Genomic DNA, 12292 nt, shown 5'->3' with positions numbered 1-12292 from the left:
GGCGCATTCTGAAACACCGCCTCACAAAATAGATATTGTATTCAGCAACACGTTGTAAATATGTCCTTATAAACTCAACGGCAGCTTCCCTGCTGCCGATGGTTGCTGAATACAATATCTATTTTGTGAGGCTCTGAAGTGACTTTATACATTTCACTAGCCAAGGGTGGCAGATAGGTGCAAGACCTTCTGAGGCATGGATGCCGAAGTAGAGCTTACATGCACGTACTCGCAGCGTGTCTTGCACCTATCTGCCATCCTTGGCGGCACTCTTGCTCGTCTTTCCGCTTTATCGTCCCTTGCACTTTTGTGATTCTGATACTTAGCCGTTCGCTGTCGATTCAAGAAAATCTTGAGCAAAGCGTTGTAATACACCACCGGCTTGGTAGATCATCACTTCCTCTCTAGTATCTAAACGACACGTCATCGGTACACTCACGACATCACCATTTTGTCGGGTAATCGTGAGGTTGAGTGTGGCACCCGGTGTGATATCACCGGTGACGTCATAGGTTTCGGTTCCGTCAAGTTCGAGTGTATGGCGAGTGGTACCCGCCGTAAATTCTAACGGCAGTACGCCCATGCCAATAAGATTGGTGCGGTGAATGCGTTCAAACCCTTCAGCGGCAATGACTTCAGCACCCGCAAGACGAACGCCTTTGGCGGCCCAGTCACGAGAAGAGCCTTGGCCGTAGTCAGCGCCGGCAACAATAATTAACGGTTGTTTACGCTCCATATAGGTTTCGATGGCTTCCCACATACGAGTGACTTCGCCTTCCGGTTCGATACGCGCGAGAGAGCCTTGTTTAACCTCTCCGTTTTCCTTCACCATTTCGTTCATCAGTTTTGGGTTGGCTAAGGTGGCACGCTGGGCGGTTAGGTGGTCGCCACGGTGTGTTGCGTAGGAGTTAAAGTCTTCTTCGGGTACACCCATTTTATGTAAGTATTCACCCGCCGCGCTATCCATCATAATCGCATTCGAGGGCGATAAATGATCTGTGGTGATGTTGTCGGGCAAGATGGCCAGTGGGCGCATGCCTTTCATGGTACGTTCACCTGCGAGTGCGCCTTCCCAATAGGGTGGGCGGCGAATATAGGTGCTTTGTGGTCGCCAGTCATAGAGGGGGGATGTGGCTTGGTTGTCTTCATCGCTGATATTGAACATCGGAATGTACACTTGGTTAAATTGTTCAGGTTTAACACTGGCGCTCACCATCCCATCAATCTCTTCGTCGCTGGGCCAAATATCCATAAGGGTAATTGGTTTGCCTTGGCTATCGTGTCCTAAAATATCTTTTTCAATATCAAAACGTATGGTGCCCGCGATGGCGTAGGCAACCACTAAAGGGGGTGAAGCGAGAAAGGCTTGCTTCGCATACGGATGAATACGTCCATCAAAATTGCGATTGCCTGATAATACCGCCGTGGCATATAAATCACGCTCAATGACTTCTTGTTGAATAGACGGATCAAGTGCGCCACTCATGCCGTTACAGGTAGTGCAAGCAAAGCCTACAATACCAAAACCTAATTGTTCGAGTTCGGGTAATAAGTTTGCGTCTTCTAAGTATAGTTGTACCGCTTTTGAGCCGGGCGCGAGGGAGGTCTTAACCCAAGGTTTACGTGTTAGCCCTAAACGGTTGGCATTACGTGCGAGTAAACCAGCGGCGATAACGTTGCGCGGATTACTCGTATTAGTGCAGCTTGTAATGGCTGCAATAATGACCGCACCGTCGGGCATTTGATCGCCGTTGCAATCAAAATCACCACTAATACCATGGGCGGCAAGTGCGTTGGTGGGTACTCGGCGATGCGGATTAGATGGTCCTGCAATATTTCTCCCGACCGACGATAGGTCAAAGGTGAGTACTCGTTCATATTCGGCGTCGTTGAGACTATCTGCCCATAGGCCGGTTTCTTTTGCGTATTGTTCTACGAGTTTGACTTGCTCGTCATCGCGACCGGTGAGTGTGAGATAATCGATGGTTTTTTCATCGATATAAAACATGGCAGCGGTGGCGCCAAATTCAGGTGTCATATTAGAAATAGTGGCGCGATCACCAAGAGTGAGATCACGGGCGCCTTCACCAAAAAATTCTAGATAAGAGGAGACGACTTTTTGCTCACGTAAAAATTCAGTGAGTGCTAATACAATATCCGTGGCGGTAATGCCCAGTTGGCGTTTACCTGTTAATTGCACGCCAATAATATTGGGCAGACGCATATAAGAAGCTCTGCCTAACATCACACTTTCGGCTTCAAGGCCACCCACACCGATAGCAATAACGCCTAATGCATCAACATGTGGGGTATGACTATCGGTACCGACGAGCGTGTCGGGAAACGCAATGCCATCACGAGCGTGGACTACCGGTGACATTTTTTCCAAGTTAATTTGATGCATAATGCCGTTGCCGGGTGGAATGACATCAACATTTTTGAAGGCTTTTTTAGTCCAGTTAATAAAGTGAAAGCGATCTTCGTTGCGACGATCTTCTATGGCTCTATTTTTACTCAATGCGTCTTTGTCAAAGCCACCGTGCTCAACGGCAAGTGAGTGATCCACAATTAATTGTGTGGGGACGACTGGGTTCACTTGCGAGGGATCGCCACCTTTTTCAGCAATGGCATCACGCAGACCCGCTAAATCAACGAGCGCGGTTTGCCCTAGAATATCGTGACAAACCACCCGTGCGGGAAACCACGGAAAATCTAAATCGCGCTTACGTTCGATGATTTGTGTCAGCGCATCAGTCAGTTGATTAGGATCGCATCGACGAACCAAATTTTCAGCAAATACGCGAGAAGTATAAGGTAGTGTGGCATAAGCATCAGGTTTAATAGCGTTTACTGCTTCACGCGTATCAAAAAAATCTAGTGCTGTTCCCGGTAATGATTTACGGTATAAAGTATTCATAAATTGTTCCAATACATATCAAGTATCAAGGGGTCAGAGTCATTGATTTCACTTGATACTTGATACAAAAAATATCTCGTTGGATCAAAAATCAATGACTCTGACCCCTTGATGCTTATCGTTCGTTAATAGCTATAACCTTGCGATGAGCAGGGCCTGTATATTCTGCACTTGGGCGAATGATGCGATTGTTGGCGCGCTGTTCAAAGGCATGTGCTGCCCAGCCTGTTACGCGAGACATAACAAAAATAGGGGTGAACAAGAGAGTGGGTATGCCCATAAAATGATAAGCAGATGCATGGAAAAAATCAGCATTACAGAATAAGCCTTTTTCACGTTTCATCACTGCTTCACAGCGAACCGAGACGGGATATAACACCTTGTCACCCACTGCGTGAGACAGTTTTTCTGACCACTTTTTGATAATGTCATTGCGCGGATCACGATCACGATAAACCGCGTGACCAAAACCCATAATTAACTCTTTGCGCGTTAGCTTCCCCATGATGGCTTGCTCGGCTTCGTCGGGGGACTGCCAGTTTTCAATCATAGCCATTGCCGCTTCGTTGGCGCCACCGTGTAATGGGCCGCGTAATGTGCCAATAGCGCCGGTAATAACGCTGTGAATATCAGAAAGAGTAGAAGCACACACACGACCTGCAAAGGTGGATGCATTAAATTCATGCTCGGCATATAAAATCAGCGATACATTCATGACTCGTTCGTGTAATTCGCTCGGTGATTGACCGTGTAATAGCTCTAAAAATTGTCCGCCAATCGATGATGCATTGGTGTTGGTATCTACTCTTACACCGTCGGTGACAAAGCGGTGCCAGTAGGTGATGATACCCGGCAGCGTCGCGAGTATGCGATCAACCGCATCTTCTTGTTGATCAAAATTTTCTTCAGTTTCTATATTCCCCAGCATGGATACACCCGTGCGAAGTACATCCATAGGGTGAGCATTAGCGGGGATGAGCTCTAAGGTTTTTTTCAGTGCTTCCGGTAATGTGCGTAGAGAGATTAATTTATCTTGGTATGCAGTTAACTCTGCTTGGTTGGGGAGTTCGCCTTTTAAAATAAGGTAGGCGACTTCTTCAAAAGTACAATTGTCGGCAAGATCGTCGATGTCATAACCACGATAGTTAAGCCCTGAACCCTGTGTGCCAACGGTACATAATGCTGTTTGTCCTGCGACTTGACCACGTAAGCCTGCACCACCTATTTTTTTATCTGTCATTGTTTGCTCCTCTGCCATTTTTGATGGCAATCATAATGATGGCTCTGGTAAACAATCTCTTGTGAAGTTTGTAACAGTAACCATTTTTGGTTTTTTGTGATTGTTGTTAACGGATTGAGATTATTTTTTATCGCTAAATAATGTATCTAAACGTTGTTCATACTCGTGATAATTTAAGTAATCATACAATTCCATACGGGTTTGCATGTGTTCAACCATATCTTTTTGATGGCCTTTATTGAGAATATCTTGATAGACCATTTCGGCGGCTTTATGCATCGCTCGTGTTGCGGTGAGCGGGTATAACACCATATCGACGCCGCTACCGGATAACTCCGTCGTATCAAATAAGGGCGACATACCAAACTCCGTCATATTAGCGAGTAGGGGTGCGTCAATACGTTGTTTGAATGCGCTATATTCGTCTAGACTAGACATTGCTTCGGCGAAGACACCATCAGCACCCGCTTCTATACAGGCGGCAGCGCGATCAATAGCGGCTTGTAAACCATCAATGGCATAGGCGTCGGTGCGAGCCATAATAAAAAAGTTTTTGTCAGTTTTGGCATCAACGGCGGCTTTGATGCGATCAACCATCTCTTGTTCGCTGACAATTTCTTTATTAGGGCGATGGCCGCAACGCTTTTGTGCCACTTGGTCTTCAAGATGAACCGCCGCTACTCCAGCGCTTTCCATGGTTTTAATGGTGCGTGCAATATTAAATGCACCTCCCCATCCGGTATCAATATCTACCATGAGAGGAGTGTCGACTGCCGCGGTAATACGCCGGGCATCTTCGGCAACATCATTGAGACTGGTCATTCCTAAATCAGGCAAGCCATAAGATGCATTAGCGCAAGCGCCCCCAGAAATATAAATGGCTTTATGGCCAATTTGTGTGGCCATCATGGCGGTGTAGGCATTAATGGTGCCGACAATTTGTAAGGGCTTGGTATCGGCTAAGGCTTGACGAAATCGATAACCGGGTGTGCTGTTCATCATAGCGGTTCTCATGTGTGGTTGAGGTTAGGTTGTTCGCGCAATTTACTTTCAATATTTTCTCGCGCGCGAGATATATGGCGGCGCATTAATAATTCGGCTAACTGTTCGTCACGCTGTTCAATCGCATTAACGAGCTGTTTGTGTTCAATGAGTGCTTGTTGTGTACGTGATTTAAGTTTTCGTGTTTGATAACGAAACATGCGTACGAGGTGATATAGCTCATGGCATAGTTGCTTGATAAGAAGTTGGTTTTTACTACCAAGAATGATTTTATAGTGAAAATCGAAATCACCTTCTTGCCTAAAATACTCACCGTTGTCATCAATATATTGTTCATGCACGTCAAGTAGCTGGTATAACTCGTCTATTTCTTGTGTTGTCATGTTGCGTGCGGCTAACCCTGCAGCAAGCCCTTCGAGGGCTTCTCGAACATGATAAATTTCTATCACTTCTTTTAGGTCTAGTGTGACAACTCTGGCACCTTCGCGAGGCACATGGCGAACTAAATTGAGCCCTTCTAATCGCCTAATCGCTTCTCTAAGTGGTCCTCGGCTCACGGTAAACTGCTGGGCTAACTTCGGCTCACTCAGTTTACTGCCTGGAGGTATTTCGCCATTGACGATTGATGCGATTAGTTTTTCACTGATGTCACTGGCGAGTGTTTGTTCGGATGTTTTAGTCATTTTTGTCGACAAATATATGATTAATTGGCTCTATTTTTACCATAATAGCGAAAAACACTAGTTTTTGTCGACAACTTTATTGTTTTTTAATTTTTTATGATATTGATTTTTTGGGATGCCTTTTAAAATCAATAGCTTGTGTTTTTTTGAGAGGATATGAAATGCAATACCTGTCGACACATTTAAGGCGAGTCTCTACGGTTTATTGAGATATTCTTTAAGCGAGTGTTCATCTATACGATGTTGGAATGGCATGTTTTAACGAGTTTACGGGCTTATTGTTTGTTAAGGCTGCCCTTTATGGGTTTTTCGCGCGTAAACACGAGTTTATTGCTACAATTAATACCATATAGTGGTGCTTACAGTGAGAGGTGTTAGGCCTTATGAAGCGTAGACAAGTCATTACCGGTTTATTGGCAGCAGGTGTTGTTGGGGCTATTCCCTATGCTTCACGTCATCGAATAATGACTGATACCATAAATACAGGCGATGAATTACCTAGTAATACCATGGCCGATATAGAACCGCCGCTTGTTGAACCGCTCAGTGATCACGAAAATCGCCATGTGGTGAATATAGAGCAAGTGCTTAAACAAGCAGCGCCCGAATCAGTACTGGAACTTTCTACACAGTTAACGACGGATTCTCTTGCTACAAAAACGCCCGCTATTCCACCAAGCCCTTTAGCTTCGTTAGGTACTAATTCACAAGAAAATGGCATTACCCCCTCGGTTGATGCCTTAGCGCATACGGTTGACGCTCAGTCAGCCAACGCGACTCATCCTACGCCACCACCATCAGTGAATCCGTCATCCCTTAATAAGGTGATCTACTTTGAGCAAGATTACGACGATGATATTTTTGTTAGTGACAGCGATCATGCGGTGTTGCATTCAGTGCACTTAAGGCTCAAAAATCTCCAGCGCCAAATTGGTTATGGGCATTTTAATATTTTAAATTTTGATGATGCGCTAACGTTCGCTAAACGTTTTGATGTTGTCGGAAAATTCACACCGGTTGAATTAGCATTTATTGAGAAAATATTTACGACGAATGCGGCAGATTACGGCTTTTATGGCGAAAAAGTTATACCATCGCTCACGGATAATATTAATAAGCAACATACGTTTAAGGTTCCCTATACGGGCCATTATTTATTTAAAGACCAATCATTTCAGTATTATAAAAAATTACGAGAGCACATAGGCGAAGGGATTATTCTCACATCGGGTATTCGTTCTAACGTTAAGCAGTTACATCTGTTTTTAGCGAAAGTGGTGCGAGTAAAAGGCAATTTATCTCGAGCTTCGCGATCATTAGCACCTCCTGGATACTCTTATCATGGCATAGGTGACTTTGATGTGGGTCGTAAAGGATGGGGGGGCAAAAACTTTACCGATGCCTTCTCTCAAACGGATGAATTTAAACGGATGCAAGACTTGGGTTATGTCACTATTCGCTACGATGAAGGTAATCATTTGGGTGTGCGTTTCGAACCTTGGCATATTCAAGTCGTGTAAGCGTGATATTAAAATAGAGCAGTAAAATAGTTTCATATCTTTTTCCCTTCAGTTAGTATTCCTGCCTTTACTTATTCAGTATATGGCTTATGACTCATACCACCGATCTTGTTCTTAAACTTAGCTGTAAAGACCAGCCAGGCATTGTGGCTGCCGTTGCTAACTTATTTGCTCTGCAAGGGTTCAATATTCGTGCATCATCTCAGTTTGAGGATGTATCGGCCTCTCGCTTTTTTATGCGTACCGTCTTTGAATCGTGTGAAGGGGGTAAGCCTTTAGATGACATGAATGTTTGCTTTCAACCATTAGCTGAACGTTATGGTATGACTTGGGAGCTGGTGAATACTCAGCAAAAACCTAAAGTGCTTATCGCAGTGTCTCAATGGGGGCATTGTTTGAGCCACTTGCTCAATGCATGGAAGCGTGGTTCATTATCCGTTGATATTGTGGGTGTGGTTTCTAATCACGAAGTCATGCGTTCTTTATGTGATTGGTATGAAGTGCCATTTTATTATCGACCGATAACAGCCGAGACAAAACCTCAGCAAGAGTCTCAGTTGTTAACGCTAATGAATGATACGCTTAATGCTGATTTTTTAGTGTTGGCGAGGTATATGCAAATCTTGTCGAATGAATTATGTGAAACCCTATCGGGGCGAGCAATCAATATTCATCATTCGTTCTTGCCTGGGTTTAAAGGAGCAAAGCCTTATCATCAAGCCTATGACCGCGGGGTTAAATTGATTGGTGCAACCGCCCACTATGTAACGGCAGACTTGGATGAAGGGCCTATTATCGAACAAGCTGTTGAGCGTGTTAGCCATGCTAATAGCCCAGAAGAATTGGTCGAGATAGGCCAAGATATTGAGGCTGTCGTGCTGAGTCGAGCGGTACGCTGGCACGCCGAACACCGTGTACTGATAAATGGCGATAAAACGGTCGTGTTTGACCGTTAGCCTGTAAACAGTTGTTGCTGTTTATGCCTATGCCGAATCAAGCCTGATATCGGCATGGGGGAATGATTTCTCTATTCTGCAAAACCAAATTCTAGTTTTTTCTTCTCATGATCACAGCGCAGTAACGTGACGGTGATCGTTTGATCGAGCGCGATGGCTTGGTCATTCCACGTTAATTCCATACGTTGGTTGTTAAAAGACACTTTATCAAATGCTGCGTTGGGCTTACGTTTATCGGCTTTTTTTGCCGCAACAAATCCTTCGATACCGGTATCGTTTAAGCGCACGCCGATACCTTGGTTAGTCAGCAAACTAACGGAACCAGTAAATTGTTCGCCGATTTTGCTCTGCATATAATCACAAATGAGCCACTTTTCCATAAACAGTGAGGCATTACGACTAGTTTTAATGCTCTCTTGTAACTGCTCTATGTCTACTTGCGACAGTTTGTCAGTGGCTTGCTGTCCTAATAGTTGATAAATAACTCGCTGGTTGTATAGGTCTTGATAGCGTCGAATCGGTGAAGTGATGGTAGCATAGTAATCAAAGCCCAAGCCAAAATGAGGTTGAGGTGTGCCACTCAATTGGCTGGCTTCTAAAAAGCGCTGTTGAATAGAGAGTAAGGCCTCAGCCTCTTCATGTTTTTGTAATGTTCTTAGGGTGTCAATGTAGTTGGATAGTTCTTGAGTGTTGGCAATGGTTTGTTGCGTTTTTTCTGTTAAGAGTGTTTCGATATCTTTTCGACGCTCGTCACGATAGCCCTGATGATGCACAAATAGTCCAACATTATGCGATGCTAAAAAGTCACCTGCACAGCGATTGGTGAGCAGCATCGCCTCTTCTACAATACGATGAGCGCAGTTACGCTCGATTTTTTCTATTTTATCAAGCTTGCCTTTAGCATCGACATATAGCGCAAAATCAGCACGATTATCTAAGACAATATGATGTGTTTGGCGATACAGATGTAATGCTTGTGTACAGGCGTGTAGTTGCTTTAATGGCTCAGAAAAATTAGCCGGGTCTGACAACGTTGGGCTGGTTTTATATTCATCACCCTGTAAAAATGCGGCTACGTGCATATAGCTGAGTTTACCGTGTGACTTGATAGTGGCTGGAATAAATGTGCTATTGCTAACACGCCCACTATCATCAACGTGACACTGGAATACTAAACTTTGGCGCTCTTCGTTTTCTTTGAGTGAGTAACGCTCAATTGATAGTCCTTCGGGCAACATGGTTAGAGGCTTATCAGCAAAGTAGGTTGTTTGCGCTCGTTTTTTAGCGGCCTTATCTAATGGGCTATTGAAGGAAATATCCACGCTGGGTGCTGCAATGGCAACCGACAGTTTCCAGCCAGTATCAAGGCTTTCAATCGCCAAAGCATCATCCATATCGCGTGTAGCGGCAGAATCAATGGTCACAAAAGGGATGTGTCGTAGGTCTTCAGTTGATACTTGAGCACAGTGATTATCGCTGGAAGTGTTTTCTTCTTTTGCGTTTTCAATGAGTGCTGTAGCGGCAGTTTCTACTGAGGTGTCAAATGTGTTGGATAAGCCATGCTTTGCAATGGTATACAGTTTCTCAATAAACGGCGTGTTTTCATCACCTAGATTTTGTGTCACCTTCGCTTGTGCTCGGCCCTCTTTAAATGGGTGCTGAGTGACTTTGGCAGTAATGTAGCAACCGTCAGTACATTTCATGCGTAGCTTTGGAGGAATAAAAATCCAGCGATCAAAGTTGTGCATGTCGGTCGCAATAAAATGGCCTTTACCACGAATACGGTAGCGACCAGAAAGAAAATCGACAGACGAGCTGATGAGCTTTTCTAACTTAGCTTCAAATTGTTCTTTATCGTTTTGTTTGGTTTCAACTTCTACTCGGTCTCCCGGAAATACTCGTTCCATCTGTTCAGGGTTAAGGTAAGCATCTCTGCCATCATCTAAACCGACAAAACCAAAGCGGCCTGACGTAGCGCGAACAATGCCTTGGGCAATGTCTCGGCTGGAGCGAATGTTTTGTTTAAGTTGTGTCAGGGCAGAAAGTTGATCGTTAGAAAACATAAGGGGTATCGATTCTGTAGGGCTTAAAAAGAGGGCGACAGTTTACAATGAAATCCCAGAATAAACACGTTATCTATTGGCTTTTATTAGTGTTAACAGGCTCTTACCTAGCAGGCCGTGTTATGAATTTTCTGGGTGTCTATTTCGGGATACTGAATCAGGTAACGGGACGGCCAATATTTTCCCGTGACCCATAGCCCGTGCGCTTGTTTGTCATAGGCGATGCCATTACTGATATTACTTCGATTGGGGGTAACGGTTTGTTGGCGAAGGTAGGATAGGTCGAGTGTCGCAATGACACACCCGCTATGTTCGCTGATACCGTAAATGGTGTCTTCATTCCAATCATTTGCCCAAATAATGCCGTTCACATACTCTAATTCGTTGAGTTGTAATGCTTGGTTAACGGTTAGGCGTCGCCAAATACTAAAATCGTTGGGGTCACGAAATAGAAGTGTTGAACTGCCATTACTCATAATTAAGTGTGTGCTGTTATGTGTGAGCCCCCAGCCTTCGCCCTGATAGCGTAGTGTTTTTTCTGGCTGTAATGTGTGTTGGTTGAGTATGAATAATGTTTCCTCCTTCCATGTAAGGAGGTATAGACGGTCGTTAAATAATGTTAGCCCTTCTGCAAAATAGCGTGGGGGTAATGAGTAGCTTAATGTATGTTGCTTGTCATTACGTTGAATGAAAGATTGTTTGTACAAGCCACTACTGATATAAAAAACATGGTCTTGTTTGATAAAACCTTGAGTGAAAATGAGGGGGCTATGGGATTCTATTTTTTGAACAATTACCGGAAAATGGCTTGATGCACCTGTGGGGTGATTAGATGTGTTGTTATTGCTGGCATTGACAGTGCTATTGACACCGATTACACAGAGTAAGCAGAGCAGCAGGCCACTGGTATGTATCAACCAGTATTGCCTAGAAAAAGAGATGACGTATTGTATCAGGCTCAAAACGCGACCTACCATAAGAAACCAATAAAGCCCTAGTGTAGGATAGATCGCTTTGTGACTCTACTAGAGCCTTAATTACTGAGGCGGGTTTGTCTCTATAGTGGGCAATACCTCTGCTTGGGCACTGGGTTGAGTCAGTTCTGGCATTTCATCCATCATATCGGTACCCGCATCGTCCATAGGCATATCATCCATAGAAAAGTCTGTGGGTGCTGCTTCATCTTGCTCATTATCTTCGACGGGCATCGGGCTTTCTGTTGCTTCTGTCATATCGGTGTTGTCTGCGGATGCATCAGCATTATGTTCAGGAGTTTCGACAGAACCTGAGGTGTGGTCAGAGTCCATCAGGGATAGATCGGCATCGGGTGATTGAGCAGGTGCAGTGTCGGTCTCTACCATCGCATCTTCATTACTTTCTTCGCTGCCTGGCTTAGCAGATTCTAGTTCTGTTTCAGGAGCTAAGGTTGCCTCTTGTGCAGCTTCTTCTTGCTCAATCGGCTGGGAGGACTCTTCAGCGATGGCTTGTTCAACATCGTCTTCGCTGTTTACCGCATCGGTAATAATGTCTTCAGGAGTAAATTCTTGGCGCTCTTCTTCCCGTTGTCGGACAAAAATAAGTGCATAATCGACCGCTGTTTGTACTTTTTCTTCCGTCTCTTCTCTCTCAACTGGAGACATAAAAAAGCTCATATCTACATCATGGCGAATATATCGGGGAGGTAAATGGTTCAAGGCTACACAGGATACATCCGCTAAAAAATCGGTATCCTCTAGTGCGCGGTCATCGGTCTTGGTGATACTTTCGGTCACCAATCGTTCGTAATAGTTATGAATATTAGCAACTTCAGCATGTGTAGACGCAGCGCGTGGACGTGACATAAGCATAGCAATAGACCTTCATATTAGTGTGCAGATAAAGCAATATAAAAAGTATAGTGCTGATCTGAAA

The 12292-nt window shown here is 44.5% G+C and carries 9 protein-coding genes; 2 read left to right on the top strand and 7 right to left on the bottom strand.

Going from position 1 to position 12292, the window contains the following annotated elements; genetic code table 11:
• Positions 1-322: 322 nt before the first annotated feature.
• The 4 genes from acnD to ACZ5O6_RS08115 all read right to left on the bottom strand — a co-directional run bounded on the left by acnD (position 323) and on the right by ACZ5O6_RS08115 (position 5842).
• On the bottom strand, positions 323-2917 hold the full coding sequence (gene acnD, locus ACZ5O6_RS08130; protein WP_447092768.1) for a Fe/S-dependent 2-methylisocitrate dehydratase AcnD: 2595 nt from the start codon (positions 2915-2917) through the stop codon (positions 323-325).
• A 115-nt stretch (positions 2918-3032) separates the two neighbouring features.
• Positions 3033-4157: a bifunctional 2-methylcitrate synthase/citrate synthase gene (gene prpC, locus ACZ5O6_RS08125; protein WP_447092769.1), complete on the bottom strand. Its 1125-nt coding sequence runs from the start codon at positions 4155-4157 to the stop codon at positions 3033-3035.
• A gap of 120 nt (positions 4158-4277) precedes the next feature.
• Positions 4278-5159 (bottom strand): methylisocitrate lyase, encoded by an 882-nt coding sequence (gene prpB, locus ACZ5O6_RS08120; protein WP_447092770.1) that lies wholly within the window; start codon positions 5157-5159, stop codon positions 4278-4280.
• A gap of 8 nt (positions 5160-5167) precedes the next feature.
• Positions 5168-5842 carry a GntR family transcriptional regulator gene (locus ACZ5O6_RS08115; protein ID WP_447092771.1) on the bottom strand — a complete coding sequence of 225 codons (675 nt, stop codon included), beginning with the start codon at positions 5840-5842 and terminating at the stop codon, positions 5168-5170.
• A gap of 383 nt (positions 5843-6225) precedes the next feature.
• Between ACZ5O6_RS08115 and ACZ5O6_RS08110 the strand changes: the two genes are divergently transcribed.
• Both ACZ5O6_RS08110 and purU read left to right on the top strand, forming a co-directional pair.
• Positions 6226-7362 (top strand): M15 family metallopeptidase, encoded by a 1137-nt coding sequence (locus tag ACZ5O6_RS08110; RefSeq protein WP_447092772.1) that lies wholly within the window; start codon positions 6226-6228, stop codon positions 7360-7362.
• Positions 7363-7451: 89 nt separating this feature from the next.
• Positions 7452-8318, top strand: a complete 867-nt coding sequence (gene purU / locus ACZ5O6_RS08105; RefSeq protein WP_447092773.1) for a formyltetrahydrofolate deformylase — start codon at positions 7452-7454, stop codon at positions 8316-8318.
• 71 nt (positions 8319-8389) lie between these two features.
• Here purU and ACZ5O6_RS08100 read toward each other — a convergent pair whose 3' ends face one another.
• The 3 genes from ACZ5O6_RS08100 to ACZ5O6_RS08090 form a co-directional block, all read right to left on the bottom strand.
• The gene (locus ACZ5O6_RS08100; RefSeq protein WP_447092774.1) at positions 8390-10381 is read right to left on the bottom strand and encodes a VacB/RNase II family 3'-5' exoribonuclease; all 1992 of its coding nucleotides are present in this window, start codon (positions 10379-10381) and stop codon (positions 8390-8392) included.
• A gap of 107 nt (positions 10382-10488) precedes the next feature.
• Positions 10489-11343 (bottom strand): glutaminyl-peptide cyclotransferase, encoded by an 855-nt coding sequence (locus ACZ5O6_RS08095; RefSeq protein WP_447092775.1) that lies wholly within the window; start codon positions 11341-11343, stop codon positions 10489-10491.
• Between the two features lie 75 nt (positions 11344-11418).
• Positions 11419-12222: a late competence development ComFB family protein gene (locus ACZ5O6_RS08090; RefSeq protein WP_464283500.1), complete on the bottom strand. Its 804-nt coding sequence runs from the start codon at positions 12220-12222 to the stop codon at positions 11419-11421.
• Between the last annotated feature and the right edge of the window lie 70 nt (positions 12223-12292).

Source organism: Eionea flava, from assembly GCF_055393785.1.
This window is presented reverse-complemented; position numbering and strand designations above follow the sequence as displayed.

Coding starts and splice junctions, on each gene's coding strand:
- ACZ5O6_RS08100 (WP_447092774.1), bottom strand. CDS start 10,381: ATGTTTTCTAACGATCAACTTTCTGCCCTGACACAACTTAAACAAAAC.
- ACZ5O6_RS08110 (WP_447092772.1), top strand. CDS start 6,226: ATGAAGCGTAGACAAGTCATTACCGGTTTATTGGCAGCAGGTGTTGTT.
- purU (WP_447092773.1), top strand. CDS start 7,452: ATGACTCATACCACCGATCTTGTTCTTAAACTTAGCTGTAAAGACCAG.
- prpC (WP_447092769.1), bottom strand. CDS start 4,157: ATGACAGATAAAAAAATAGGTGGTGCAGGCTTACGTGGTCAAGTCGCA.
- ACZ5O6_RS08115 (WP_447092771.1), bottom strand. CDS start 5,842: ATGACTAAAACATCCGAACAAACACTCGCCAGTGACATCAGTGAAAAA.
- prpB (WP_447092770.1), bottom strand. CDS start 5,159: ATGATGAACAGCACACCCGGTTATCGATTTCGTCAAGCCTTAGCCGAT.
- acnD (WP_447092768.1), bottom strand. CDS start 2,917: ATGAATACTTTATACCGTAAATCATTACCGGGAACAGCACTAGATTTT.
- ACZ5O6_RS08090 (WP_464283500.1), bottom strand. CDS start 12,222: ATGTCACGTCCACGCGCTGCGTCTACACATGCTGAAGTTGCTAATATT.